The organism is Cohnella soli (assembly GCF_042655525.1).
Classification (GTDB): domain Bacteria; phylum Bacillota; class Bacilli; order Paenibacillales; family Paenibacillaceae; genus Cohnella; species Cohnella soli.
This window is the reverse complement of the sequence record NZ_JBHSMI010000056.1, coordinates 192475-218143: the sequence shown is the minus strand read 5'-3', so window position 1 is coordinate 218143 and position 25669 is coordinate 192475. Positions and strand designations below refer to the sequence as shown.

Here is a 25669-nt window from a genome sequence, read left to right as displayed (position 1 = left end):
TTGGTTACAATACATGAGGAAGCGAAAATAACAAAGAAGCACCCGCGAATGCGGATGCCTCTCGCTCTGCTCGCCGATCATGCCGGACCGGCTTGGGGGTACGTTACATCTTAGGTTCGAATGTTTTGCAATCCGTCTCTTCCGAATGGGAAGCTTGCTTGTTGCGGTTGTTCACGACGTAGATCGAAGAAGCGTTGCAGGCGTTCCCGGGCGCCCAGTACTTGCAGGAGTTTACCTCGCACAGCACGTCTTTAGCCATCGCATTTCTCACCTCCTGTCACTAGGATGGTCGAAGGCGGCGGCTTTATACGTGTGCCTACCCACCGTCCCGTTAAAATCGGGCAGGCGGGTTTTTGGCGCGTGGCGGTCGTTAAGCTTGAATGAACAAATCTTTACCGCAATACTGACATTGTCGGCGAACACCCGGAACGATACGGGAAGTCGCACCGCAGCCCTCGCACGTGATCGCTTGATCCGGAGCCGTTGCCGCCTCTTGAGCGGCAGCGACTTGCTCCCTTGCGAATCGGTCGTCTTGAAAGGGGGGGCTCGGTCTTAAGATCGTCAAGTATGCACTGCCTTCATACATGGACGCTGGCAAGTCGCCTATGGCGATCAGGTAGCTCAAATCCTGGCGTACGTTCCGTTCGCTCTCTCCCGTTAGTTCGGCGATGCGAGCAATGGAGTCGATCCTTTGCTCGGTCACGAGATGACGATACCGACCATAGAGCGTTCTCATCTTGCTCGCTCTGCTCCCGCCGAGAATATAGAACGCTGTAATGGGTATGCCGAATATAATCGCCGTAACGATAACAGACGTAGACAGACTGGACATGCTTGTTTTGTCATAATTCGTCACCACGAGTAAGAGGATCAGGAGGAGCGTAAGCACCAGAAGGGAATGACCCACAAGACGGTAGTCTTTCGCCCGATGATGATTAACATTAGAGTGAAGAAGGAAGCGCAAGATCAACAATAGGAAACCGATTGGAAAAAAGAAAATTACGGTGATGATAATGATCGCGCTCGGAATTTTCGGCTTGTCCGCCACTGACATAAGAATCCCTCGTTTACTTATTTCGATGCCTTAATTTAATTCTACGTTTAATAAAATTTTCCTTTGAAATGGTTACCAACGATGCAACGTTTTCCGAGCGGGCGGTCTGGACGGTTTATATTACATGCGAAGCGGCGGAATGTGGTAGGATAGAGAGTAATGGCTAAAGGAATCGGATGGATTGGATCGTTGTGACGAGTGACGGTGCTGCCGAGTTTGTTTGGTTTGGGTAGCCTAAAATGAGTGGAGTGGATACGATGACGGATTTTGCGGGATTGGGCATATCGGAAGGAAGAGTCGCGATTCTGAAAGCGGATGGAATCGTGACGCCGACGCCGGTGCAGGCGGAGACGATTCCGATCGTACGAGAAGGGCATGACGTGATCAGCCAGGCGCAGACGGGGACAGGCAAGACGCTCGCATTCGTGCTGCCGATGCTGGATAAGATTCGGCCGGATGCGCCGTTTGTTCAAGGGTTGATTTTGACGCCGACGCGGGAGCTTGCGATTCAGATTACGGGCGAGATCAAGAAGCTGCTGACGCCGGAAGACGGCATCAAGGTGCTGGCAGTGTACGGCGGGCAAGACGTGGAAGCGCAGCTGCACAAGCTGAAGGGCAACATGCACATTATCGTGGCAACGCCTGGCCGGCTGCTCGATCACTTGCGGCGCGAGACGATTACGCTTGGCGGCGTGAAAATGCTCGTGCTGGACGAGGCCGATCAGATGCTTCATATGGGCTTCCTGAAGGAAGTGGAGGAAATTCTCCGGCAGACGCCGTATAAAAAGCAATCGATGCTGTTCTCGGCGACGATGCCGCCTTCGATTCGCGAGATGGCGGGGCGCATTCTACGCAATCCGCAGCATATTACGGTGAAGGCGGAGCGCGTGACGGTCAAGGACATTCGCCAATGGGTCGTCGAGACGTCGGATCGCGCGAAGCAGGACACGCTTGTGCGGCTACTGGAAGAGACTCAGCCTTATTTGAGCATTATTTTCTGCCGGACGAAGCGGCGGGCGAATACGTTGAATGTGGCGTTGCAGGAGATGGGCTATTCGTCGGACGAGCTCCATGGCGACTTGTCGCAAATGAAGCGGGAACAGGTCATGAAGCGGTTCCGCGACGCGAAGCTGCAACTGCTCGTGGCGACGGACGTAGCCGCGCGGGGACTCGACGTGGAAGGCGTGACGCACGTGTTTAACTACGACGTGCCGCTGGACGTGGAGAGCTATATTCACCGGATCGGACGGACGGGACGCGCAGGCGAGAAAGGTCTGGCGATTACGCTGATCGCGCCGAAGGATCGCCGGGAATTCGCGGACATCGAGAACGGCATCCAGATGGCGATGGAGCGTAGAAGCGAAGACGGAGCCTCCCTTGGCGGCGGAGGCTTGGAAGGTCCGCGCAGCAGCGGCGGATTGGGCCGCCCGGGCGGCCCAGTTCAGCGCGCGAGAAGCGGTTCCGCCGGAGGCGGACGCTCGGGCGCGCGCGCATCCAGCGGAGCGTCGGCGGCGGGTGCGCGCCGAGGCGGCGCGGGTAAAGCGAGCAAAGCATACGGCGGAGCGAGCGCAGGTGCCGGCCCGCGGTCTGCGGGCCCGGCGGGCGGTAGAGGCCGCGGCGGGTTCGGCGGCGCGGCGGAAGGTCGCGGCGAGCGGGCGGCGTATGGCGGCGCGGGAGCGAGCGGTGTTCGCAGCGGCGGCGCTGGTGACAAGCGGCGCGGCGGCGGTTCGGCTTCGGCTTCGGCGGCGTATGGCGCCGGGAAGCCGGCAGTTTCGGCGAGCAAGCGCGAAGCGCGTGCGGGCGAGCTGATCGAGCAGTGGCAGAGCCGGGAAGCGGCGAAGGCGAATCGTTCCGGCGGCGGCGCGGGCGGCTATGGCGCGAAGGCGAGCAGTGGGCCGAACCGCCGGAATTCGGCGGAGCGGCTTGCAGCCGGACGCGGAGCGGAAGGCGGACGGTTCGACCGCGATCGCAAGCCGGATTCGCGCGGCGGCAGCGGCTTTGGCGGCGGACGTTCCGCAGGGGCGGCAGCCAGCAGCGGGTTCGGCAGCGGGCGTTCCGCAGGCGCTGGTGCAAGTGCCAGCGGTGGCAAAGGCGGACGCGGCCAGTCGCCGTCTCGCGGCGGCAACAGCTTCGGCGGCGGCCGTCCAACATCCGGCTCGCGCAGCGGCAGCTTCAAAGGCGGCCCATCCGGTTCCGGCGGCGGCAGAAGCGGCGGACGTGGCGGCTCTCGCGGCAGATAACGCAAATGGAAAAAGACTTCATGTACTTCCTCTCGGAAGCGCTTGAAGTCTTTTTTCGTTCCTTGTGCCAATATCCCCTTCGCTCAGTTAACGTCAGAAAGAAGCGAGGGAGCGCAGATCCTTCTGCTCAGCTACTCTGCATCCGAAGGACTGAAGAGGTGCGTACGACCCCTGTTTTCACTTTTGCGTCCCCGCAGCGAGAGGCTTCTTGATGCCAAGCGATACGAGCGGCCCATAGTTGATCACCCGCGCCATAAGCTTCGCCATCTGGGTCGGCGTCTGGTTCATGCCCATCTGGAGCCAGTGCAGGAGAACGCCTAAGTTAGCCGACGACATATACGCGATAAGATAATCCGGAGGGAGTCGATATTGGTCTTCGGTGATGGACTTGAGCATCTCTTTAATGCGAGAAGCCATAAGATCCCGAAACCGCGAAAGGTAGGAGCTATCTCCATTCGGTCCACACATGACGCGTAGGAAGTCGGCATGTTCGGCGAACGCCTCGAATATTTTGACGCTGGGCGGGTAGACGTCCTCCCTGTCCGCGTAGGAGATCGCTTCCATGATGTTCAGCTGTTCTACGTAGGCTCTAACATGCTCGAATACATCGTCCTTCAGTTGCTGAAGCATGTCGTCGACGTCTCGATAGTGCAAATAGAAGGTGCCGCGATTAACGTTCGCGCGGTTCGCGATGTCCGTCACGGTGATGTTGTCGGAGCCGCGTTCTTCAATTAAGCTCATGAGCGCCTCATAAAGAAGCTGCTTCGTGCGGACTTGTCGGCGATCGAGCTTGTCGGCCATGGCGAGAATTCGCTCCTTTTTATCCGGTTAATGAACAATGTTGACGACAGTGATGAGTAACGAACATCGCGCCTGAAAGTGATTATTGTGCTTTCAACTCTCCTCATTATAATTAACACCATGGTCATTAATCAACAATATGTTGACCAAGTTGAAAGAGGAGCAGGTGGAAATCATGGCGATTCTCAAACAAAAAATAACGTGGCTCGGGACGGTCATTGTCCTGGCTGTGCTCGTCGTATTCGGCGCTGCGATGATGGGGTCGGTGCTCGGTACGAAACCGAAAGATGTGCCTGTGGCGCTTGTCGTGCTCGATCAGCCGGCCAACTTGCCGAACGGCGGTTCGCTTGCCGTCGGCGAGATGATGAAGACGAAGCTGACGGCCAACAAGGCGATGCCGATCTCTTGGACGATTGTCGGTTCGGAGAAGGAAGCTCGCGCAGGGATCGACGATCGCGAGTTCTATGGCGCATTGATCGTGCCGACCGAACTCAGTTCGGGTGTCGCGTCGTTAATGGGGCCGGAGCCGAAACCGCCCGCCGTAAACATCATCGCAAGCGAAGGTTCGAACACCCAAGCGGCAACCGTCGTCAAACAAGTGCTCGGGCAAGCGATGAGCATGGTCAATGCGGAGATGGCGAATTCGCTGCTTGAACAGATGGGTAAGCAGGCTGATCAGGTTCCGATCTCTGCCGCGCAAGCGCTGCTCTCGCCGATTCACGTGCAGGAAGAGACGGTTCACGCAGTGGGCGCGAACAATGCGACCGGCAATGCGCCGGGCTTGTTGACGCAGATCATGTGGATGGGCAGCCTTGTTACGGCGATGATTCTGTTCCTGGCAGGCGGGAGCGCGATGAAAGGCGGGGCGAGCAGATTGTCCGCTATCGCGGTGCAGCCGGTTGTCGGCATCGTAATTACAGGTGTCGCGTCCGGCTTCCTCGTCTGGATGGCCTCGTCTTGGTACGGCATGGAGCTGTCGCAGGCGACGGATACGTGGTTGTTCCTATGGCTTGCGGGTGCGGCGTTCTACATGCTGCAATCCGCGCTACTGAACTGGATCGGTATTCCGGCGATGGCGATTCTTGTTCTGCTAATGTTTTTCTCGATGCCGCTGCTCAACATGGCGCCTGAGTTCTTGTCATCGGTTTCCCGCAATTGGATCTATTCGTGGACGCCGCTCAAGTTCGTGGCTGTCGGACTTCGCGAGGTGATGTACTTCGGCGGTCTGAATTCAGTTGGTTCGAATGCGACGGTGCTTTGGTCAATTGCTGGTGCGTTTCTTGTCCTGCTCGTTGCTTCGGGTTTCAAGAAAGCGAGAATCCCCGGAGCAGTAACAGCGGCTGCGAGCGCGAACGCGTAGGCTGGCGTACCGCCTTCCGGGTTCGGGTTTGGGCGCATGCGGCGATTATGGTACGATAGGGGCATTCGGTCAGACGGGAGTGGGAAGGCAGCATGGCAGGAAACGGACGGATTCGCGCCGATGTCAAGCCGGGGCTTGAAGTCGATATTGTATTGAAACAGGATCAGCGGACGGGCAAGACGACGCGGGGGATTGTGAAGGATTTGCTTACGAACTCGCCGCAGCATCCGCATGGCATTAAAGTGAGGTTACAAGACGGTCAAGTGGGCAGGGTCAAAACCATTATCGGAGGCTCGGCCGGCGAATAAGGCGCTTCATCGCTTTACCATCCATCAGAAAAGCCGCTTACCGGGCAGATTGGCCGGGAGCGGCTTTTTTTACTTTGCGAAGGGACGCGCGGAGAAAAAAGTGCAAGAGTTGCGCCGAAGTCCGTATACATGCAGAGAATCCATTTTTCAAGGAGGCTGCGTCTCATGGAATGGTATGTTAAAGTTCTGAAGAATTACGCCGTGTTCGAAGGAAGGGCCACGCGCAAAGAGTACTGGATGTTCGTTCTGGTTAACGTGATCATCTCGATCGTGTTCGGTATCGTCGAGGGGTTGTTCGGCGTCGGAACGTGGCTATCGACCTTGTATTCGCTGGCGATTATTGTGCCGTCTTTGGCCGTCGGCGCCCGCAGGCTGCACGACATCGGCAGAAGCGGTTGGTGGCAATTGATCGGTCTGGTGCCGATTGTCGGCGCGATTATTTTGCTGATTTTCTACTGTACCGACAGCGTTGAAGATAATGCGTACGGGCCGAACCCCAAAGCGACGTAGTCGATTACGAACTCGGGTACGAACGCACAAACTCGACCGAAGCCGCGTACATATATTGGTTGTGTGCATCACGCATACCTCAATTACGGCCTTCCTTCGCGGAGGTCGTTCTTTATTTTCAGAAAATCCAGCTTACCCAATAGGACAGAATGATTAATGTTGCGAGAGCGCTGATCGGGATGACTCGGAACGTGACTTTCATATAGTCGGCCCAACTGATCTTGATCTTGCCTTGGCGAACGATGTGCATCCACATTAGTGTTGCGAGTGTGCCGATCGGTAGAAGCAGGGATCCCATGTCGCTGCCGATGACGCTGGCCAGATAGGAGATTTTTAGCGTCAGCGGGTCAAGGTTCAGGTTCGTTAGCGTAAGCGTTCCGACCATAAGCGCGGGGTGGTTGTTAAAAATGTTCGAGAGAAGCGAGATCAGGAAGCCCATTCCGATGCTTGCGTGCAGCAGACCGCCGTTCACGATCGGTTGCAAGAAATGGACGAGCCACTCTGTCAATCCGATGTTCCTCAAACCGTAGACGATGACGTACATCGAGAAGGCGAAGATGATAATGTACCATGGCGTTTTGCGGAGCATATCTCTCGGAGAGATGCGCAAGTAGTACCAACGCCAGGCCAGTAAGGCGAGCGAGCCGATGACTGCCATCAACCATACCGGAAAATGCACATACGAAGCGACGAAGAGACTGATCCTGACCGCTAGGACGAAAATCAAAATGTTACGCATGAACCGGTTGCTGGTGTTAGCTTGAGCGATTCGATCCGTTGCTGTGTCGGGGCTAGATCCTTGCAAGGGATGCTTCATTCCGTCGGGCGTAAAATGCCATTGCGCGGGCAGAAGCGTCGGCAACTTGCGCGGCAGCAAGTGGTAGAAGTTGGCGAACAATAGCAACGACAGCAGGACAAGCCCAAGCGTAGCGGGAACGAACATCATCGCCGTGTGCATGTAGAGGTCCATGTGGACGATTTTCAAAGCGATTAGATTCACGATGTTGCTGACCCCGATCGGTGCGCTGGACGCCGTTGCGATAAGTGCTCCGGATAGAAGGTAAGGAATCTTCTGATGATTTTTCAATCGGAAACGGCTGAGCAGCATAAGCAGAATCGGCGTCGTAATCAGGATGCTTCCGTCGTTGTTAACGAAGAGCGTCATCAGGAAGCAAAGCAGATTCGTGTACCAGTACAGGCGGATACCCGATCCACGGGCTCTCGCCATCAGCAGATCGGCCGCCCAGTGGAAGAAACCGAAGCTCTCGAGCACGATCGCCATCACGATCGTCGCCATAATCGTAACGGCTGCGCCACCGATCGTCTCCGTGATGATGCCGAGGTCTCCAAGTGTAACACTGCCGCTTAGCAGAACGATGATCGCCCCGATAGTAGCAGGATACGCTTCGTTCACTTGCGGTCGCCAGAATATAAAAGCCAACGTACATATAAAAGCGGCAATCGTCGTGTAAATCATGATGTCGTGCATGTCGCTTCCCTCATCTCTTGTTTGTCTCTCTAGTCGGGCGGACAAGCCGAGGTTTGTCCCCCTTTAGCTGCATAACGTCTCCCCGTATCTATCACCTCCCTTACCATGCGTCGCATACTTACATTTGCATTGTATGTATTTGAGGCATGCGCTCGTCCTACGCGCCAGTCCCGGTTCTCGTAAAACCAACGAATCGAGATTAGCTATACTTAGCTACGAGTGTCACTCGACTAATCGAGATGAACACCCAAGCGTACATTTTGACCCTCGTGATGGTTGACCCTATTTAAATAAGAAAAAAGCGTGCGATCTTGTGCGGATCGTACGCTTTTCTCTGCGGAACGTTTTACGGCACCCGATGGCCGCCTCCATGAAAACCGCCGCCACCGTGGAATCCCGGTCCATGTCCTCCGTGGAAGCCAGGGCCTTGAACTGGACCGGGTCCTGGACCTGGGCCGAAGCCGCCGTGGAATCCAGGGCCTCCAGGTGGAAATGGTCCCGGCCCGCCGTGGCCAATAGGGCCGAGAGTCATCGTAGACTCCTCCTACAAACTTGATGCCTCAGCATATGCCTATCCTAGGCGGATTGACACTGGGTTAAGCTGCAGTTGTGTATCGGCTATCCCTGTTGCTCAGTCGCCGCCGTCGTCACCTGCCACTTGATGCCGTAACGGTCCTCCAAGCGGCCGAACAGGCTGCCCCAGAATTGTTTTTCCAGCGGCATGATGACTTTACCGTCTTCGGACAGATTAGCGAACGCTTGGCTGGCTTCCTCTTCGGAGCCGAACTCGAGGCTCAGATCGTAACCGCTGCTTCCTGAAGTTCCGTGCATCGTATCAGCGATGAAGAAAGTGACACCGGCGGCGACAAAGCTCATGTGAATGATCTTGTCTTTGAACGCTTCGTCCGTGCCAGGGACTTGTCCGTACGTCATCCGGTGTTGGAACTCGCCTCCTAATGCTTGCACATAGAAATTCGCTTGCTCGACGGCATTGGAAGAGTAAAAATACGGCGTTAATTTCGCCATGCGTTATCGCGTCCTCTCGGGGGAATGTTGTTGTTATTCCCAGTTTAGCTTATTGCGATCTCTTTTGCCTTTCGCATCCGGAATAGGATAAGCTGTAAAGCAAAGACTTACATCGGAGGCCATCCAACGTGCACATTCAAATTGTCTGCGTCGGCAAGTTAAAGGAGAAATACTGGGTCGGCGCCATCGAAGAATACAGCAAGAGACTCGGTGCCTATGCGCGCCTCGACATCCGCGAGCTGCCGGACGAGAAAACGCCGGACTCGATGAGCCCGGCTGAGGAAGAACAAGTCCGCGTGCGCGAGGGTGAACGCATCTTAACCGCGATCAAGGAAGGTGCAAACGTCGTCGCTCTCGCGATCGAGGGCGAGACCTGGACGAGCGAGCAACTCGCTTCATATATGGAGAAGCAATCGGTCTACGGAGGTGGCTCCATCAGCTTCGTTATCGGCGGCTCCCTTGGCTTATCGCCTGCTGTTTTGTCGCGAGCCGACAAGAAACTGTCGTTCGGGCGCATGACCTACCCACACCAGTTGATGCGCGTGCTGTTGCTGGAGCAGGTATATCGGGGGTTTAAGATTAATCGGGGGGAACCGTATCATAAATAACGGCAAGTTTTTTGGGAGGAAATATGAGACCTAGGGATCATTATCGTTCATTAGAGAGTATGGTTTCTCAATTTTTTATTGTTGAGGAGGATTGGGATACGTTTGTAGAACGAACCTGTGTGAAGCATGTGAACCAAGGAACGCGTATCATTGAAGCAGGTCAACTTGTACACCATGCTTATTTTTGTTCAGAAGGATTTTTTCGTTTATTTTACACACTACCAGATGGAAGGGAGTATAATGTTGGTTTTTCTTTAGAAAATGATTTTGCCACCTCTTACGCCAGTACGTTAAAAGGAGAGCAATCTGCCTTCACAATTGAAGCGATGGAGGATTCGGTTGTCATTGAAATTCCGTATGAACTGCTGAAGGACCTCATGGATAAAAGCCATATGTGGGAACGGTTTGTAAGAAGGAGTGTAGAGAGACTATACATCAGAAAAGAGGAACGGGAACGCGAGTTATTGTACCTGTCCGCGATGGAACGCTATCATGCGTTTTTACTCAAATATCCTGGACTGGACAAGCGAATCCCCCAATATCATATCGCTTCGTATATAGGCGTATCCCCTGTTTCACTGAGCAGATTGCTCCATACCGATCAGCGTTAACCTATGTTAATGCATCATGGATGACTAGTCGGGTACACTAGGGTACAAATCCAGATCGTCAAAAGAGGAGGTATGAAGATGCGGTATATGATGATTGTATTGTTGGAGTTTTACCCTTCGTGGTTGGCATTACCTCGGGAAGAACGCAGAAAACATGCGGGTTCCTTACAGGAAATTATTCAAAAATACGAGGAACATATTAAGGTTCGATTCTTTGATGCAGAGGCACTTCCGGGGAAAGAATATACGGATTTCGCAGTATGTGAGATGAACGATATGAAGCAATATCATTACATGTGGGAAGAAATTCGAGATTCTATACCATACACCAAAGGATACATGAAGATCAAGGATGTCATTATGGGTATAGAAAATGCATTTCAGTCCTACGAATCGGAAATACTCAAGATGGATAGATAGCATTAGCAAGCGATCAACTTCGGCTTAGTCGGGAACGTTGTTTTTGATAAAAGCAGCAGCATGCCGCTTCAGACAGCGCGGTGAACCGTATCACAAGTAGGGCGAAAAAGTTTTGTTATTATAGGTAATTACCGCTTTAACAATATGTTAGGTATGCCTTGCTTCAGGAATGTCAACTTTTTAAAAACTGGTCTGGGCCAGTTCTTATCAGATTGTTGTAACAAAAAGAAAAAGGTTCTCCGCTGCAACGCTGTTTGGTCGCTGTTTCCATAAAACAACTGCTCACCCTATGCGCTAAGGCGAGCAGTTAATGCAGTGTTACATCATTTTAAATCGCTATGAAGCAGTGACTTCATTTCATAACATGGCCGTGAAGAAGGCCGCGTTCTTCATGAACAGGCTTTCCAGCTTCGCCACGAGCGGACCGTCAAGCTCGGACACCTGTCTGATCGCCAACCACTTCGGATCGCTGAGGAAGCGTTCGTAGTTCAGGTTGCGCGTCTCCATGTCTTCATGTTCGACGAGATAATACAGCCGATTCTCGCCTTCGTCCCAGTCTTCCCAGAACTGCGTCACGTTCATGTCATGCTTCGCGAACAAAGCAAGGACATGGTCCCGGAACCGGTCCTGGATCGCCTTCATCTTGCCCGGGTGAATATGATAAACCCGCAATTCATATAACAATGTTCTCGCCTCCTCGGTCAAATTCGCAAGTGTAACGGTCGCGGGATCAATTTGATTATCCCTGCAAGCGATGTCGATTTTTACCTACTAATAGATGGACTACCGACCTCGAAACCGCTCTCCTTGTTCGTTTCGTTAAGCCCGTGATTCTACAGCTTCGGCTCGTTCTTGGTAGTCATTAGCTTCCAGCCTCTTGAATGCTCTCCTCCAACTGTCCTTCGGGCGTTAACCGAAAGACGATATGACGTATCCAGCGGTCGTCGTCACGCTTCGGGTAATCGACCCGATAATGTCCGCCGCGGCTCTCTTCGCGTCGCAGAGCGGCTTTCGTAGTAAGCAACGCGCACGTAAGCAAATTGGCGAATTCATATTCTTCCAGCTTCGTTAATACCCCGTCAAAGAACGCGACTTGCCGCTTCAGCTCATCCAATCCGCGTTGGAGCCCCTTCGCATCGCGCCTTATACCGGCTTCGCGCAGCATGATTTTCTGCAGCTTAAGCCGCTTTTCCACAATCGACTGCCGCGGCGGTTCTTGCCTGTGCGTCGCCACGCAGAGCTGCTGCACCCCCTGGCCAAGCGGAGGCAGCTCTGCGATTCGCTCGATAATGCGGCGCCCGAACACAATCGCCTCCGACAGCGAATTGCTGCCCAGCCGATTCCCCCCGTGCACGCCAGTCGACGACACTTCGCCGCAGGCAAACAACCGTTTCACCGTTGTCTCCCCATGCAGATCCGTCTTGACGCCGCCCATCATGTAGTGTGCCGCCGGTGCAACCGGGATCCAGTCCGTGGACAGATCGAGCCCAAATTGCAGACAGAAGTCGTAGATGGTTGGAAAGCGGCGCTTGACGAATGCTTCCGATTCATGCGTAATATCAATGTAGACAAACGTCGACTTCGTTGCTTCCATCTCATCGAGAATAGCTCTCGCTACAACATCGCGCGGAGCCAGTTCAAGCTGCTCGTGATATCGGGCCATGAAGCGCTCACCCTTCATGTTGCGCAGGATCGCACCCTCGCCGCGCACCGCCTCGGAAATCAAAAACCGCGGCGCACCCGGATAGCACAAGGCGGTCGGATGGAACTGGACTAATTCGACGTCGCGAATTTCCGCACCGGCTCTAAGCGCGATTGCGATGCCGTCGCCCGTAGCAATGTCCGGATTCGTCGTATAGCGGAACAGTTGTCCTGCCCCTCCGGAGCAGAGAATCGTGGCGTCCGCCTCCACCACAACTCTTGTCCCATCCGGCTTCTGCACAAGTGCACCGCGGCATTCGCCATTCTCGGTCAACAGATCGATCACATAATGGTCATCCCACAGCTCGATGTTCGGGTCTAGCTTCGTCCGTTCCGACAGCGAGCGTACGATCTCCGCCCCCGTCGCGTCCCCATTGGCATGCAGGATGCGTCGATGGCTATGGGCCCCTTCTTTCGTCAAGGCCAATTCGCCGTTATCCTCGTCAAATACGGTCCCCATTCCAATCAGGTCGCGGACGCCGTCCGGCCCTTCGTGCACAAGCACGCTAACCGCTGCTTCGTCACACAAACCCGCCCCGGCAACCAAGGTGTCTTGCCTATGAAACTCCGGCGAGTCTTCATCGGAGATAACCGCCGCGATGCCGCCTTGGGAGTATCGGGTATTGCTATCGAGCAGCGATTTTTTCGTAATCATTACCACCGACTTCGTCTCGCTCGCTTTAATCGCCGTAAACAATCCGGCAATCCCCGCCCCAATGACGATCACATCCGTCCGGACGCGAGGGAGCTTCTGCACATCGAAATCAACTAAATAGCGTGGGAACATCATTCTTTTGATTTGCCCTTCATTAATGCGATGCGTACGAATGGCATGCCGCATTCCTCCTTCTCGTTTTCCCGTAGTCTTTTCCTCACGCTTACTCGGCGTGTTCGGTATGATTGAATCTTAGCACGATGACATCTATGCTAAGAATGCAGGCGAGTTCGTACGAAGAGTTCGTGTAAGTTCGTGTTATCGGGAGGGGAATAAATGGCAGGTAATCGAACGGAACGGATATGGCCGGAAGAGATGATTCGCAAACTGCGGCAGAGACCGGGCCCGGCCGGAAGGGCGAAGCTGCGGCAGATCGATCTGTCCAAACGGATCGGGGTGAAGACAAGGACGATTCAGCAGTGGGAAAATGGCGAACGGCTGCCGAGCGCTCATAATCTGCAATTGCTGATTCAACTTTTTGTCGTTGAACAAAAGTTTCTTCGCGGTTCCGAGCGCGCGGAGGCTCAGTTGCTTTGGGAGACGGTCCGTCGATTCCATGACGACAGGTCAGGAAACAACCGGATGTATCCCCTTTTTGACGAACAATGGTTCGAGGCGATTCTCGCAGCTGCTTCTGCGGGTAGAGAGGCTGACGTTCACTCCGTAATCCGATCGGCAGGTTCGCCGGCACACAGGACCGATGAATCGCCGCGAAGTGCTACCGCACCATATGGAGCAACGAATCTACCAAGCAGAATGTCCTCATTTATCGGCCGCCTCGAACAGGTCGGGGAGATTCGGCAACATCTTGCCGATTCCCCCCTCGTCACGCTCGCGGGTGCCGGGGGAAGTGGCAAGACGCGCCTGGCGTATAAGGTCGCATCGGATGCCTGCCTTTCTTATCCCGACGGCGTGTGGCTGTTCGAGCTCGCTTCGGCGATGGATACGCTCTCGGCGCTGAGAAACATCACGTCGGTATTGGGCGTCAAGGAACAGAAGGGAAGGCCGCTTATCGAGTCCTTGCTCGACCATATCCGGAACAAATGCATGCTTCTCGTGTTCGACAACTGCGAGCACTTGATCGATTATTGCTCTGCTCTCATCGAGCGGTTGTTGTCGGAATCCCCTAAGGTCGCCATTTTGGCCACCAGCCAGGAGCCGTTGAACATCGGCATGGAGCGCGTATGGAGGATTCCGCCGCTTACGTTCCCCACGGAAAATGAGCTGCGGGATCATGCAGTGGATGACGCCATTCTGTCCTGCGAGTCCGTTCAGCTGTTTATCGAGCGCGCGACCGCCCTATCTCCCACCTACCGCGTTACGGAAGCGGACGTCAAGATCGTCGGGCGAATCTGCGAACGTCTGGAGGGCATCCCGCTGTCTATCGAGCTGGCTGCCGCCCGGACGGACGTGCTTAGCATCGAACAAATCGACGAACGGCTGTCCGATTTGTTCGCCGTCCTTACAGCTGGGAAGCGAACGGCTGCCCCCCGTCATCAATCGCTTCGAGCCACCCTGGAATGGAGCTTCGCCCTGCTGACAGAGCAAGAGCGGCTGCTGCTGCGGAAGCTGAGTGCTTTTACCGGAGGATTCGAGCTAGACGCGGTCGAACAGATATGCGCGGATGAAGAATCGGACCCCTCACTCGGACGGTTCGATCGTCAGGAAGCCTTAAGCTTGATTGCGAGCCTATTCAATAAATCGTTTCTATTTGTTGATTCGGCTAGTAGCGGACCTAGGCGCAGATATGCGATGCTCGAGACGATTAAACAATTTGGAAGCGAACAATGGGAGAGGCACTGCACGGACGAGGAACGCGAACGGTTGAACAGCCGCTTCGTCGAGCACTACTGTCGGTTCGTCGAGAGCGCGGAACGGGGATTCCGTAGTCGAGACCGGGATGCCGCATTCGTGGCGATTCGGCGGGAATACGCCAACATTCGCTCCGCGCTGAAACTAGCCTGCGATCATCCGCGTGAGGCGGGAGCTGCAATACGAATGACGTCCTGCCTCTATTATTACTGGCTGCATGAAGGGACCTTGCAGGAAGGATGCGCGCAGCTGCGTGCGGCTCTGGCGACGCACTGTCAAACTTCCGTTCAAGAACACGCGGTCAAGGCGAAGCATGGTCTGAGCGTATTGCTGTGGGTCATGGGAGAAGTCGATGCAGCCAAAGACTTGGCCAGACAAAGCGCGGATGAAGCACGGAAGCTCGCACATCCGGCGCTCCTGGCATCTCAGCTTCGCATGCTGACTCAGCTGGCATCGGATTCGGGCTTAGCGGACGAAGCGATCCGGCTCGCGGAAGAGAGCGTGCTTCATGCCAGGAATTCAGGAGACGACTGGAGCCTTGCGTCATCATTAGGTTCTCTGAGTTACATCCTGGTGGCACAGCAGCAGTGGGAACGGGCGGAACCCTTGCTCGTCGAAAGTGCCACGCTATTCGAGAAAGCAAAAGACGACTTGGAGTTGTCGGGACCTTTTCGGGCCTTGGGATATATTGCGTTAAACCGTCAGAAACCCAGAGAAGCGTTGGCACTTTTCAAGAGAGGCATCGCCATCTGCCAAACGTATCCGGGAACGTGGTTCCTCGCGCGAGGAGTCGAGGGGCTTGCAAGCGCGTTGTGCGGGCTGGGGGAATACCGGGCGGCCGCTACGCTGATCGGAGTCTCCGAGAAATTACGAGCCAATCTTGGCTCCGCGGCCCAGCCCCAGTTTCAATGGATTTACGAGCAGGCGAAACGAACCTGCAGGCTAGAATGCGGCGATGCGCCGTTTAACGAGGCCATTGCGATTGGAAGAGGAATGACGAGAGAGCAGGCCGTTTCTTTTGCGTTAGAGGTGTAGGGGCATTCCTTGTTGCGCCGTTTGTCGAGCAACGCTTGGTATTTTCTTCTTCGGCGGCAGCGAGTCGCTGTCCGATTTTAATTCAGCGAAAAGCATGCTTTTTGAAACGGTCAGTTGGAGATCGGACGAGATCGTCCCGATGAATCGGAGGGTTCCTTTGAAGATAATAGATCGAATCTAGTTGAAGAGCTTGGGGATGTACTAGGGAATCTGGTTGTCATCGCCAATCAGTATGATATCTTGCTTGAAGAAATCTTTGAAGCGCATAAGCAAAAGCTTGCATCAAGATATTCGATGTCCTAGGCAAAGGGAAGGAGTGTTTGGTCTTGAAATCAATCGTAGTTTTTTGCGGTTCAAGCGAGGGTAACCATTCTGTCTACAAAGCAAGTGCAATTAAGTTGGGGTACGAGCTTGCTGAACGAAACATTACGCTTGTATACGGGGGCGCTAATGTAGGGCTGATGGGGGCCGTTGCAGATGCTGTTTTGGAAAGAGGCGGAAAAGTCATCGGCGTACTTCCATATTTCTTGCAAAACCGTGAAATTGCCCATAACGGCTTGACCGAGCTCGTTATGGTGGATTCCATGCACGAACGAAAAGCGAAGATGGCTGATATAGCGGACGGGTTTATTGCTCTTCCCGGCGGACCAGGGACGCTGGAGGAATACTTCGAAATTTTTACATGGGGCCAATTAGGACTACATAGAAAGCCGTGTGGGCTTTTAAACATCAATGGTTACTTTGACCCGCTTCTGTCTATGTTTAGCCATATGGAGTGCGAGGGTTTCATGCAGCCGCGCTATCGCGCGATGGTCATATCAGATACATCTCCGGAAGGAATGCTACAGCAGTTTTCGAACTATTCGGCACCTTCGGTAAAAAGTTATCTCAACGAACAGCGTACTTGAGTTAATACGTCTAACTGCCAAGAACAAAACCCCCTTCCCCATTGGTTCAGTAGAAAGGGCTACGCTTAAAAATGCTTCCCATGCGGGTGACAATTTGTAAGCACGATTAATTGTTTTGAATCAAAAGGCATCCAATTGGGTGCCTTTGATTTCGCTCTATAGATGTTACGGTGAACCCTACCATAAGTGACGGCGAAGTTTACCATAGAAGATAAGTCCACCACTGTTCCGTTCCGGCGAAGGTCTTCGACGTCCTGTCGGGTGTTGATGGTTCGCATGTCCAGCCCCCTCCGAAATTAGAAAAGGTCACCTGATATCCGGGTGACCAAAATCATAATGTCTTATACTTATCAATCATTCTGAGACAGGCATTTCACTCATCAGGGCATGTACATTTTGGTCTGGGAGCCAAAGTGATATTTGGCCAAAGGTGCTTGCTTGACCGTATCAATTACGTTATTTTTATTTGGCTTTTCCCAGCTCGGTTTCTCGTTCAAAGGCCATACTTTTTCCAATCATCCACGCTAGTAATAATTGGTAACCAGCAGTCCATCGTAAATTCAACCGTTTTATATGGATCCGCATATCCATCTGTAACTGCCGTTCCTTTGCATTGAATGTGCACTTTATCGTCTTTAATGTCTACTATGTTCAATAGATAATTCTCAAAGGGCTCGTGCTCCCAAATGTAAAGAGTATCCTCCCGTTCATCGGCTTCTTCAATGGTTTTCACCTCAAAGCTCATACCGATGAGATCGGATAATGAATTTTTGTTTGTTTGTATTGGGTTGATTGAAACATATGGTTCAACATTATCATCTTCTTCAAAGGTATTTTCTTGGAAGTGGGCATCCACAGATATTTCTATCGTGTCGCCATCATCACTGCCATGGACATAGAATGCCGAACCCCTTTCGTCAGTACGAAGGGGAAATGATACACCCTGCAAAATAAACATACTATCATCCTTTTCTTATTTATTTTCACCTTATCGCCCTATTACGCCGACTTTGATATATGGCTGCTTGATTAGTTGGACGTAGCACACCAATATGTTACTTATCCTTTCACGGTTGCAATCGGCGCCACTTCGGCCACAATCGTATCATCTATCTTTTAAGTTTTGGTCTCAGGGTTAAAATAGAGTTTTTCGCCGATAGATCCTTTAAGCTGAACCTTATCATAAGTGACGGCGAAAAATTGAGTTTTATGGGATCATTTAATCCAAACCTGCTCTAACTAACGGGCAGAAAGCAAAAAATCGGAAGAAATCCTCTTTTGCATCAAGATCAACAACTGGTAAAATTGGCACGTGAATATAAAAAGAGCAGCATGATGCTTGTACTTCTTAACGGTTCACTTAAATCCGGTATAACGTATAGTCTAGTTTGTTAGTATACTGTAGCTAGAGGTGATGCTGAATGATTGACATGCAGTATATATACGATCTTGAGGCAGAGATGGATATAATGAAGCTTATAGATAATTATAATGAAATAAAATCAATCCTGCAGCAGTATCCTCAGGAACAGTGGTCATATGAAATGATTTTAGCATATGCAAGGGCACTGAATTATCTGCAAGATTATTCCGACCAGACCGATCCATTTGAGCAAGCATATGGGCTGCTACAAACTGTTTCTGATACGGGAATTACGGACGCTGAATGGCATTTAATAATGGCTTCTGTTAGTTTTAATCTACAACTTTACGCTGAGGCAGTAAAGCATGCTGAACAAGCAAATACGATCATAGCTGGCTGTGCTGATGATATGCTTGAGCTATACTCACAATATTACTAGTAGAAGGCTTCTGAAATAACGTTCATGTTCAACTTCGCCCCAACCTATATTTCCATCGAAAAGAGACCGGAATTAAGAGAGATACGCTAACAAGTACGATAGTTAAATCATCGATAATTAGGTCGCCGATTACTTCGGTGGCCTTATTGAAATTGAGCTTTGTTTAATTTAATGAGCAAAAACTGTTGGCAATTCTGTACCGCGACAAGCTCCTTCTCATTTTTCGCCGATAGACCCGTAAAGCTGAACCCTACCATAAGTGACGGCGAAAATTATAAATGTCAGGGAGGGTCCTGAGGCCTGTAGGAGTAATGGAGGAAGGTGCTATAGGTACCTGCAGAGTTAGGGAAGTTTAAGTTTGGAAGGCAGAAGTCTAAGCTGAAGGGGACTATTCGGGGCTCATTTTTTTCATTAAAGGAGAATGAGAAAGGAAGACGAGAGAAAGGGGCCGGTTTTTCCACCCCATCTTTCATGATGAACGTAAAAAAAACATCCGCTAAGCGCGTTCTGTCTTCTGTGAAAGTCGATAGACGTTTTTCTTATTTCTTTTTCTCCAACTCCGCCTTTAATCTTGCATTCTCTTCCAACAGCTTTTGAACGTCAGGGAGATCCTTGCCGGAAACCCAGCCATACAAATCGTCTCTTGCTGCATACTCCGGCAATTGATCACGAAGTACCATTTTAATGTGCCGTACATCTTCAACGTAATAGGTAGGGACTTGTTCCATGACCGATTGCTTGAACTCTTGAAACTTCTGATAGTGTTCAATTGCTGTGAAATCGTATGGCAGTTGTCTTAATTTTTCATCTGTGACAACAAAAGCAAATCTAGGTTTTCCCGTTTCTCCGGCATACTCATATTCCCATTGCGTATAGCTTTTGGATTCATCATCAGGGAGCGTTAAACCATAGAATCCACCGAGAATCAGGATATATACGTCGGACTCGTCGATCCATCTCTTCCTAATGTTCATTGGACTTTCCTTGAAAAATTGCTCGACTCCAGCAGGGATATGACCGGCTTGAAGTATGGCTTCAACAGCGGTATGTCTTTCCTCAATAAGATCGTAGTAAGTAGCCGATATATAAATTTGTAATTTTTTTCTCACAAGCCCACCCGAATATGAAAGATTTAGTATAAATAGAATCTACCACCCCCTCACTTTATTTGTCAAAATTAACTAAGGTTTTCATGCGGCAAGCTTGCACATGCGGCAAATAGAAGGCTTATTATGTGGGAAAAATGGATAAGGGGGATTCTGATCCATAGTTCTATTGAGCTGGGCCGGGTTCAGATCGAGCAGGAACTTGCTATGTCGGGGGCAAGTTGAAGATAAGGCTTTTGTTTATTTTCTGTTTGCCCCCGGGAGTCTCATTCTGAGTAGTAGCATCAGGCTACGGCAGTTCCGGTAAATGAGCTAAGAAGGTTGACGGCTAAGCACCGCGGCGCATTTTTCGCCGATAGCTCCGTTAAGCTGAACCCTACCATAAGTGACGGCGAAAAATTTTAAATTTCAGGGAGGATCCTGAGGCTTGTAGGAGTAATGGAGGAAGGTGCTATTGAGATATGTTTGTCCCCCTGTTGGAGAAGGTCCAAGGGGGACTTTTTGTGAGTGAATACGACAATGTTTTCCAACTCCGTGTTATGATTGTGATATACATAAATTCAAAAAACACTTACGGATAAAGACTATTTGCGAGCTTCGCAAATAAGACGTTGGCAGAAATACCCGAAGAGCTAAAAAGATAGGAGAATCTAATCATGAATTTCTCAACCTTACTTTTTGATCTGGATGGTACTTTAACTGATCCCAAAATAGGGATCACTAAATCAGTGCACTATGCACTGACTAAGTTTAACATTTACGTAGACGATTTAGATAACCTAGACCTATTTATTGGCCCACCATTAGCAAAATCATTTATGGATCTATATTCATTTTCGGAATCTCAGGCCAAAACTGCAGTTGAATATTATAGAGAGTATTTTTCTACTAATGGAATTTATGAGAATGAGCTATATGAAGGGATAATGGATTTACTAGAATTAGTTAGTCGAGATCACATATTAATTGTCGCTACATCGAAGCCAACAGTGTTTGCGGAGAAGATCTTAAATTATTTCAATATTTCTAAGTACTTTGATTTTGTTTGTGGCAGTAACCTAGATGGGACAATGTCCGATAAGACTGAAATTATAAAATATCTTATTGATGCAAGGAATTTGGTAAAGGACAGAACAATTATGATTGGTGATCGTAAACATGACATAATAGGGGCGCATAATAATCAAATTGCCTCTATAGGGGTTGGATACGGATATGGGAGTGAGGAAGAAATAATAAATATTAAGCCAACATACCATATAAAGACCGTGAAGGAATTGTTGGAGGCTTTTTCATAGAAGTCGGGTACTTCTGCTAACACCATGTTCACGTATCGGCGGTCGATCCGCCTTGGTCTGGCAGAAGTTTGATGTGGATTCGAAAGAAGTAATCGGCAATAGCAGAGAGACATATAGCCGGAAATCCTCACTTTTGCGCATCGCGCCCGGCGACTTTATCGCCTTAAGTCAGTGGGACGTCGTGAACACATGAACGTGAGCTGAAACCACCCAAGTGCTTAAAAAACTTTAAACCAGGTGACCAATGAATAATTTTATTCAAGCAAGATCTGAGGAGATTAAATATCATGAATCATTTTACACAGAGAATGACCTTTTTGAACCTGGAACGTGGTTAGCAAAACCGGTTAAGGTCGTTTTGGAAATGCTTGAATTGCTTAATCTCAATAGAATACGAGTACTTGATTTAGGCTGTGGAGTAGGAAGAAATAGTATTCCAATAGCACAGATTTTAAAGAACCATAATGGAACGATTACTTGTATTGATCTGATTCCGACCGCTATTGACATTTTAGTTGAGAATTCAAAGAAATATGATGTCGATAATCAGATCCTCCCGGAAGTTGCTGATGCAGAATCATTTTCTATATTACCTAATGAATTTGATTACATCGTTTCATGCTCTTGCCTAGAACATGTATCTTCTGTTGAAGCATTTCGGAAAGTTGTAAAACGAATGATTGATGGAACTAAAGAACGAGGAATAAACACAATCCTTATGAGTACAGAAATAGAGGAAATAGATATTGAAACAGGGAAAATTTCAGAAGGCTTAATTGAATTAAATTTAAAGACGGAAGAAGCATTTTCATATTTACAAGAGCTTTATAAGGACTGGGAGATCTTAATTGAAAGAAATCTTCCACAGGCGCTTAATGAAGTGAAATACGGTAAAGAAATTGAATTCAGAAGTAATTGGATTACGTTTGTAGCTCGAAGAAAGGGCGGCATCAGCTAACGCCATGTTCACGCATCGGGGAAGCGATATCAGCCGGAAACATCCTTTCCATCCGTGGAGCGGATGTTTTTCTTGTATTTATTTTCCATGCATGCTAAGGTGATCTCATAAATCCAACTAAATTAGTTGGAATTCCATTGTTGGAGGGATTGCTATGACAAGAATTGCAAAAAATCTAACAGACCTTATTGGTAATACACCGTTATTAGAGCTATCGAATTTTTCAAGGAAACATCAAATCCACTCAAAAATAATTGCTAAATTAGAGTACTTTAACCCTGCCGGAAGTGTTAAGGATAGAATTGGATTAGCAATGATTAAAGATGCAGAAGAGAGAGGACTCATTAATCAGAATTCAGTAATTATCGAGCCTACAAGTGGAAATACAGGAGTTGGTCTAGCCTTTGCGGCAGCCGCTTTAGGATATAGATTGATCATTACACTTCCTGAAAGTTTCAGTGTTGAACGGAGGAAGATATTGATCGCTCTTGGAGCTGAATTAGTATTAACACCTGCCCCAGAAGGAATGTCAGGTGCAATAAAAAAGGCTGAAGAAATAGCTGCGACACTTCCTAACTCATTTATACCACAACAGTTTAAAAATCCCGCTAACCCAGATATTCATAAGAAGACAACAGCTGAAGAAATCTGGCGAGATACAAATGGAGAAGTAGATATCTTTGTCGGTGGTGTTGGGTCAGGGGGAACAATCTCAGGGGTTGGGGAGGTACTAAAACAAAGGAAATCTACAGTTAAGATTGTAGCGGTTGAACCTTTTGATTCTGCTGTACTTTCCGGAGGGAATAAAGGTGTTCATAAGATTCAAGGTATAGGTGCGGGTTTTGTGCCTGATAATTTTAATAGGTCTGTCGTTGATGAAATTTTCCAAGTAAGAAATGAGGAAGCATTTGAAACTGCCCGTTTTCTGGCCAAATCAGAAGGGTTATTGGTCGGGACTTCATCTGGGGCAGCTGCATATGCTGCACTCCAAATCGCAAAAAGGCCAGAAAATAAAGATAAGAATATTGTTGTACTTCTTCCAGATACAGGCGAGAGGTATCTATCAACACCGCTATTTCCCGAGGTGTAGATCAGCTGTAAAGCAGCTACAGCTATTACAAGAGAGGGGAATGCTTATTGCTGCAGAGATACATTAAATCAGACCAGGATCAATTGGAAGGGTTTATGAAAACCATGTATGTTTCCAGAGGATATGTCTTTGAACCTGAAGGGTTGCATTCAGATATTAGAAGTATCGAACCGCTATATTTTGAGACGAGAGGAGGTTTTTGGTTACTGAAGGAAGAACAGAGCGTTATTGGGACTATTGGTTTAAAGGGTATTGATTCTGAAAACAAAATTGGTGAAATAAAGAGATTTTTCGTCTTACCTGAATATCAAGATATGGGTTACGGTAAAAGCATGATGAGCCAAGTAATAGAATTTGCAAGACAAGCTGGATTAATAAAGCTGAGGTTGGACACTGAGAAACAATCTTATAAAGCGATGTCAGTGTTTCGAAGTTTTGGCTTTTATGAGATACCAAAATACAATGATAATGAAATTGCTGAAATATTTATGGAATTATTCATTGTGTCATAACGAATTCAATCAATATGAGATCAGCTATCGTAGTACGGCATTTAAGTCACAAACAATTAGGCCGCCGACTAGTTCGACGGCCTTCCATGCATGTTGTGTAGGCTTGATTAGCCCTTGGATCAGGTATAAAGCGTTGTCAGTTAAGCGCCTTTCATTTTCTTATTGTTTAATCCTATCAAAGTTATTTTTATTATATATTTAACAAATAACGATTTCTCATTTACAAGGGTTGGAAATACTCAGTTTTCCTTGTAACCAATTCAATGCCAGAGAGCCCGGCAATAACGCTGAAGTGCAACAATTTTGCAGGAGCACTTTTGGCGTAACGTTTCCGATGTTCGAGAAAATTGAAGTTAGAGACTAAGTACATTCATCTAGACTTGCTCTTCGTCGTGACGGCTAGCTCTTTAGCCCTTTTTAAGTCAGGAAGCAATGAAATCAAGCCCAGGATCGCCAGAATGAAACCTACCCATAACGGAGAATGGAGCCCGTATCCGGCATCGATAGTTAGTCCTCCGATGGAAGAGCCGACGACGATGCCGAGGCTAATAACCGATCCGTGAACGGTCGTAACAAGCGTGCCGGTCCCTGCCACGCGGGTGATGCGGGTCGACATCGCGGGATTGAGGGTCACTCCTGTTAGTCCAATCATAATGACGGCAAGGACAGAGACGTACGGACTGTTGGCATAGATTCCGAACATCATCAGCGCTACAGTCAAGAGCAACAATCCAATGCTTAGGGTTGGCATCATATATCGATCGGCAATTCTGCCGGTAACAAGGTTCCCTGCGACGGTCGCTAAGCCGTATATCCCTAATAGAAGCGGAACCATCGCTGTGTTATAGCCGGAGAGGCCGGTAAGGATGGGTGTAAAATAACTGAATGCAGCAAACGTCGCGCCGATTATGAGAAGGCTGGTCGCATAGGCAGCCCATAGATTTGGATTTTTGAAACTCGCCACTTCACTGCGCAAACTATCGGACTCCGACTCAGATGTGGTGGGGATCACTTTCATGCCCAAAAGTCCAGACAGTAAAACCAGTGCGATAACTCCCCAAAAACTGGAACGCCATCCGAAGTATTGGTTGAGGAGCATCGCCGCGGGCAATCCGAGCGCGGTAGCAACCATTAAGCCGCCAAGGACGATGGAAGCTGCACGACCGCGATACTGAGGACTGACTAAGTCAAAGCAAATGCCCAGCGAAACGCCGAAGCAAGCAGCGGAGGAAACGCCGGTAATAATCCGGGCAACCATCATCATCTCATAACTGATGGCTGACGCGCCAAGGGTCTGCCCGAAGAGGAATATGGCGGAAATCAATAAGAAAGCCCTTTTCTTCGACACTTTGGACAAACCAATCGCTAACAAGGGCCCCCCCACAATCATCCCCGCAGCATAAGCAGATATCAGGTAGCCGATGGAAGCAATGGATACTTCAAATTCCTTCGATAACGAAGTCATGATTCCGGCCACCGTGAATTCGGCAGTGGTCATGGAAAAGATCATCATTCCCAATACATAAATAGCAAACGGCATAGTATTGACCCCAGTCTCTGATCAAATTGTAATGATTAGTACAAAATTGGGCGTGACAATGCTTCTATGGAGTTCCGTCCAGACGTCCCTAATTCTTTATTAACCAGTAGAAAATTAGCCGTAAAAAAGCGCAACGCTAGAATACGATTTCCAACGTTGCTTTAGCTATTTGAACGGCCCTTTCACGATTCTGAGCAGCATTAAGCACTCGGAGTCCATAATAATTACTTAGAAAAAGGTGGACTAAATCCGAAGCCTGATGTGTCCGCGAGATCTCTCCTGACATCTGCGCTGTCTCAATCGCCAGATGCAGAGTCCGCTCCAGCAAATCCACATGTCGTGTGAATAGGCGTTCGACCACCGGATCTCTTTGCGCACGCTCCATTGCAGCATTGATCAATAGGCAACCTCTTCGATTCTCGTTTGAAAAGTCCTCTTGGATAGCCCAATCCAACAAAGCACGAAGGCGGTCTTTTATAGGTCCTTGCCGCTGAAGAATCTCAATCTGGGCTTGGATGCCGATTTCATGGTAACGTAAGAGAGCTTGTTCATAAAGCTCGTGCTTACTTCCGTAGGCATTATATAAGCTTCCTCTTCCAAGACCAGTTTGTTTGCACAAATCATCTGTCGAGCAAGCTTCGTAACCATTTTCCCAGAACAATTCCATAGCTGCATCGATCACTGCGGTATCTTTAAACTCTCGTGGCCTTCCGCTTTTACTCACCCCATTCAACTCCCTTCCTACGCCTAATAAAACCATAATAT

The 25669-nt window shown here is 49.8% G+C and carries 25 protein-coding genes and 2 pseudogenes; 16 read left to right on the top strand and 11 right to left on the bottom strand.

What is annotated here, in order from left to right; translation table 11 throughout:
• Positions 1–103 precede the first annotated feature (103 nt).
• Together ACFPOF_RS28350 and ACFPOF_RS28345 are read right to left on the bottom strand one after the other, a co-directional pair.
• Positions 104–259, bottom strand: a complete 156-nt coding sequence (locus ACFPOF_RS28350) for a DUF1540 domain-containing protein (RefSeq protein WP_378138753.1) — start codon at positions 257–259, stop codon at positions 104–106.
• Positions 260–370: 111 nt separating this feature from the next.
• On the bottom strand, positions 371–1054 hold the full coding sequence (locus ACFPOF_RS28345) for a hypothetical protein (RefSeq protein ID WP_378138752.1): 684 nt from the start codon (positions 1052–1054) through the stop codon (positions 371–373).
• A gap of 257 nt (positions 1055–1311) precedes the next feature.
• Between ACFPOF_RS28345 and ACFPOF_RS28340 the strand changes: the two genes are divergently transcribed.
• Positions 1312–3294, top strand: coding sequence for a DEAD/DEAH box helicase (locus ACFPOF_RS28340; RefSeq protein ID WP_378138751.1), 1983 nt, complete (start codon positions 1312–1314; stop codon positions 3292–3294).
• Positions 3295–3471: 177 nt separating this feature from the next.
• On the opposite strand, the gene ACFPOF_RS28335 is transcribed toward ACFPOF_RS28340, so the two are convergent.
• Positions 3472–4095, bottom strand: coding sequence for a TetR/AcrR family transcriptional regulator (locus ACFPOF_RS28335; RefSeq protein ID WP_378138750.1), 624 nt, complete (start codon positions 4093–4095; stop codon positions 3472–3474).
• 175 nt (positions 4096–4270) lie between these two features.
• Here ACFPOF_RS28335 and ACFPOF_RS28330 point away from each other — a divergent pair, with 175 nt between their 5' ends.
• The 3 genes from ACFPOF_RS28330 (at position 4271) to ACFPOF_RS28320 (ending at position 6273) form a co-directional block, all read left to right on the top strand.
• Complete coding sequence (locus ACFPOF_RS28330; protein ID WP_378138749.1) at positions 4271–5455, top strand: YhgE/Pip domain-containing protein; 1185 nt, start codon at positions 4271–4273, stop codon at positions 5453–5455.
• Positions 5456–5547: 92 nt separating this feature from the next.
• Positions 5548–5763 carry a YwbE family protein gene (locus tag ACFPOF_RS28325; protein WP_378138748.1) on the top strand — a complete coding sequence of 72 codons (216 nt, stop codon included), beginning with the start codon at positions 5548–5550 and terminating at the stop codon, positions 5761–5763.
• Positions 5764–5928: 165 nt separating this feature from the next.
• Complete coding sequence (locus tag ACFPOF_RS28320) at positions 5929–6273, top strand: DUF805 domain-containing protein (protein WP_378138747.1); 345 nt, start codon at positions 5929–5931, stop codon at positions 6271–6273.
• Positions 6274–6391: 118 nt separating this feature from the next.
• On the opposite strand, the gene ACFPOF_RS28315 is transcribed toward ACFPOF_RS28320, so the two are convergent.
• Complete coding sequence (locus ACFPOF_RS28315; protein WP_378138746.1) at positions 6392–7762, bottom strand: arsenic transporter; 1371 nt, start codon at positions 7760–7762, stop codon at positions 6392–6394.
• 618 nt (positions 7763–8380) lie between these two features.
• On the bottom strand, positions 8381–8788 hold the full coding sequence (locus ACFPOF_RS28310; RefSeq protein ID WP_378138745.1) for a VOC family protein: 408 nt from the start codon (positions 8786–8788) through the stop codon (positions 8381–8383).
• Between the two features lie 128 nt (positions 8789–8916).
• On the opposite strand from ACFPOF_RS28310, the gene rlmH reads away from it, so the two are divergent.
• The 3 genes from rlmH to ACFPOF_RS28295 all read left to right on the top strand — a co-directional run bounded on the left by rlmH (position 8917) and on the right by ACFPOF_RS28295 (position 10427).
• Positions 8917–9396, top strand: a complete 480-nt coding sequence (rlmH, locus tag ACFPOF_RS28305) for a 23S rRNA (pseudouridine(1915)-N(3))-methyltransferase RlmH (protein ID WP_378138744.1) — start codon at positions 8917–8919, stop codon at positions 9394–9396.
• A 23-nt stretch (positions 9397–9419) separates the two neighbouring features.
• Positions 9420–10007, top strand: coding sequence for a Crp/Fnr family transcriptional regulator (locus tag ACFPOF_RS28300; protein ID WP_378138743.1), 588 nt, complete (start codon positions 9420–9422; stop codon positions 10005–10007).
• Between the two features lie 78 nt (positions 10008–10085).
• Complete coding sequence (locus tag ACFPOF_RS28295) at positions 10086–10427, top strand: darcynin family protein (protein WP_378138742.1); 342 nt, start codon at positions 10086–10088, stop codon at positions 10425–10427.
• Between the two features lie 357 nt (positions 10428–10784).
• Here the strand turns inward: ACFPOF_RS28295 and ACFPOF_RS28290 are convergent, their stop codons facing one another.
• Complete coding sequence (locus tag ACFPOF_RS28290) at positions 10785–11111, bottom strand: NIPSNAP family protein (protein WP_378138741.1); 327 nt, start codon at positions 11109–11111, stop codon at positions 10785–10787.
• Between the two features lie 178 nt (positions 11112–11289).
• Positions 11290–12915, bottom strand: coding sequence for an L-aspartate oxidase (gene nadB / locus ACFPOF_RS28285; RefSeq protein ID WP_378138826.1), 1626 nt, complete (start codon positions 12913–12915; stop codon positions 11290–11292).
• 204 nt (positions 12916–13119) lie between these two features.
• Here nadB and ACFPOF_RS28280 point away from each other — a divergent pair, with 204 nt between their 5' ends.
• From ACFPOF_RS28280 to ACFPOF_RS28270, 3 genes and pseudogenes are all read left to right on the top strand, one after another.
• Positions 13120–15690, top strand: coding sequence for a helix-turn-helix domain-containing protein (locus ACFPOF_RS28280; protein ID WP_378138740.1), 2571 nt, complete (start codon positions 13120–13122; stop codon positions 15688–15690).
• A 114-nt stretch (positions 15691–15804) separates the two neighbouring features.
• Positions 15805–15993: pseudogene (locus ACFPOF_RS28275) on the top strand (MazG nucleotide pyrophosphohydrolase domain-containing protein); the annotation flags it as partial.
• Positions 15994–16016: 23 nt separating this feature from the next.
• Entirely contained in the window at positions 16017–16598 is a 582-nt protein-coding gene (locus ACFPOF_RS28270; protein WP_378138739.1) for an LOG family protein, read from the top strand.
• Between the two features lie 493 nt (positions 16599–17091).
• Here the strand turns inward: ACFPOF_RS28270 and ACFPOF_RS28265 are convergent, their stop codons facing one another.
• The gene (locus ACFPOF_RS28265; protein WP_378138738.1) at positions 17092–17556 is read right to left on the bottom strand and encodes a hypothetical protein; all 465 of its coding nucleotides are present in this window, start codon (positions 17554–17556) and stop codon (positions 17092–17094) included.
• 463 nt (positions 17557–18019) lie between these two features.
• On the opposite strand from ACFPOF_RS28265, the gene ACFPOF_RS28260 reads away from it, so the two are divergent.
• A complete protein-coding gene (locus ACFPOF_RS28260; RefSeq protein ID WP_378138737.1) occupies positions 18020–18400 on the top strand; it encodes a hypothetical protein in 381 nt (126 codons plus the stop codon).
• Positions 18401–18939: 539 nt separating this feature from the next.
• Here ACFPOF_RS28260 and ACFPOF_RS28255 read toward each other — a convergent pair.
• Positions 18940–19509, bottom strand: coding sequence for a DUF4062 domain-containing protein (locus ACFPOF_RS28255; protein WP_378138736.1), 570 nt, complete (start codon positions 19507–19509; stop codon positions 18940–18942).
• A 650-nt stretch (positions 19510–20159) separates the two neighbouring features.
• Between ACFPOF_RS28255 and ACFPOF_RS28250 the strand changes: the two genes are divergently transcribed.
• The 5 genes and pseudogenes from ACFPOF_RS28250 to ACFPOF_RS28230 form a co-directional block, all read left to right on the top strand.
• The gene (locus ACFPOF_RS28250) at positions 20160–20804 is read left to right on the top strand and encodes an HAD family hydrolase (protein WP_378138825.1); all 645 of its coding nucleotides are present in this window, start codon (positions 20160–20162) and stop codon (positions 20802–20804) included.
• Positions 20805–21048: 244 nt separating this feature from the next.
• On the top strand, positions 21049–21762 hold the full coding sequence (locus ACFPOF_RS28245; RefSeq protein ID WP_378138735.1) for a class I SAM-dependent methyltransferase: 714 nt from the start codon (positions 21049–21051) through the stop codon (positions 21760–21762).
• A 154-nt stretch (positions 21763–21916) separates the two neighbouring features.
• Positions 21917–22852, top strand: coding sequence for a cysteine synthase A (cysK, locus tag ACFPOF_RS28240; RefSeq protein WP_378138734.1), 936 nt, complete (start codon positions 21917–21919; stop codon positions 22850–22852).
• A gap of 47 nt (positions 22853–22899) precedes the next feature.
• Complete coding sequence (locus ACFPOF_RS28235) at positions 22900–23364, top strand: GNAT family N-acetyltransferase (RefSeq protein ID WP_378138733.1); 465 nt, start codon at positions 22900–22902, stop codon at positions 23362–23364.
• A 223-nt stretch (positions 23365–23587) separates the two neighbouring features.
• A pseudogene (locus ACFPOF_RS28230) lies at positions 23588–23719 on the top strand (glutathione peroxidase); the annotation flags it as partial.
• A 15-nt stretch (positions 23720–23734) separates the two neighbouring features.
• Here the strand turns inward: ACFPOF_RS28230 and ACFPOF_RS28225 are convergent.
• Both ACFPOF_RS28225 and ACFPOF_RS28220 read right to left on the bottom strand, forming a co-directional pair.
• Positions 23735–24904, bottom strand: coding sequence for an MFS transporter (locus ACFPOF_RS28225; RefSeq protein ID WP_378138732.1), 1170 nt, complete (start codon positions 24902–24904; stop codon positions 23735–23737).
• Positions 24905–25040: 136 nt separating this feature from the next.
• Positions 25041–25628, bottom strand: a complete 588-nt coding sequence (locus ACFPOF_RS28220; RefSeq protein WP_378138731.1) for a TetR/AcrR family transcriptional regulator — start codon at positions 25626–25628, stop codon at positions 25041–25043.
• Positions 25629–25669 lie beyond the last annotated feature (41 nt).

Bases quoted from the DNA above. Each gene is read 5' to 3' on its own strand.
- ACFPOF_RS28350 (WP_378138753.1), bottom strand. From the start codon at position 259: ATGGCTAAAGACGTGCTGTGCGAGGTAAACTCCTGCAAGTACTGGGCG.
- ACFPOF_RS28345 (WP_378138752.1), bottom strand. From the start codon at position 1,054: ATGTCAGTGGCGGACAAGCCGAAAATTCCGAGCGCGATCATTATCATC.
- ACFPOF_RS28340 (WP_378138751.1), top strand. From the start codon at position 1,312: ATGACGGATTTTGCGGGATTGGGCATATCGGAAGGAAGAGTCGCGATT.
- ACFPOF_RS28335 (WP_378138750.1), bottom strand. From the start codon at position 4,095: ATGGCCGACAAGCTCGATCGCCGACAAGTCCGCACGAAGCAGCTTCTT.
- ACFPOF_RS28330 (WP_378138749.1), top strand. From the start codon at position 4,271: ATGGCGATTCTCAAACAAAAAATAACGTGGCTCGGGACGGTCATTGTC.
- ACFPOF_RS28325 (WP_378138748.1), top strand. From the start codon at position 5,548: ATGGCAGGAAACGGACGGATTCGCGCCGATGTCAAGCCGGGGCTTGAA.
- ACFPOF_RS28320 (WP_378138747.1), top strand. From the start codon at position 5,929: ATGGAATGGTATGTTAAAGTTCTGAAGAATTACGCCGTGTTCGAAGGA.
- ACFPOF_RS28315 (WP_378138746.1), bottom strand. From the start codon at position 7,762: ATGCACGACATCATGATTTACACGACGATTGCCGCTTTTATATGTACG.
- ACFPOF_RS28310 (WP_378138745.1), bottom strand. From the start codon at position 8,788: ATGGCGAAATTAACGCCGTATTTTTACTCTTCCAATGCCGTCGAGCAA.
- ACFPOF_RS28300 (WP_378138743.1), top strand. From the start codon at position 9,420: ATGAGACCTAGGGATCATTATCGTTCATTAGAGAGTATGGTTTCTCAA.
- ACFPOF_RS28295 (WP_378138742.1), top strand. From the start codon at position 10,086: ATGCGGTATATGATGATTGTATTGTTGGAGTTTTACCCTTCGTGGTTG.
- nadB (WP_378138826.1), bottom strand. From the start codon at position 12,915: ATGTTCCCACGCTATTTAGTTGATTTCGATGTGCAGAAGCTCCCTCGC.
- ACFPOF_RS28280 (WP_378138740.1), top strand. From the start codon at position 13,120: ATGGCAGGTAATCGAACGGAACGGATATGGCCGGAAGAGATGATTCGC.
- ACFPOF_RS28265 (WP_378138738.1), bottom strand. From the start codon at position 17,556: ATGTTTATTTTGCAGGGTGTATCATTTCCCCTTCGTACTGACGAAAGG.
- ACFPOF_RS28260 (WP_378138737.1), top strand. From the start codon at position 18,020: ATGATTGACATGCAGTATATATACGATCTTGAGGCAGAGATGGATATA.
- ACFPOF_RS28245 (WP_378138735.1), top strand. From the start codon at position 21,049: ATGAATAATTTTATTCAAGCAAGATCTGAGGAGATTAAATATCATGAA.
- cysK (WP_378138734.1), top strand. From the start codon at position 21,917: ATGACAAGAATTGCAAAAAATCTAACAGACCTTATTGGTAATACACCG.
- ACFPOF_RS28225 (WP_378138732.1), bottom strand. From the start codon at position 24,904: ATGCCGTTTGCTATTTATGTATTGGGAATGATGATCTTTTCCATGACC.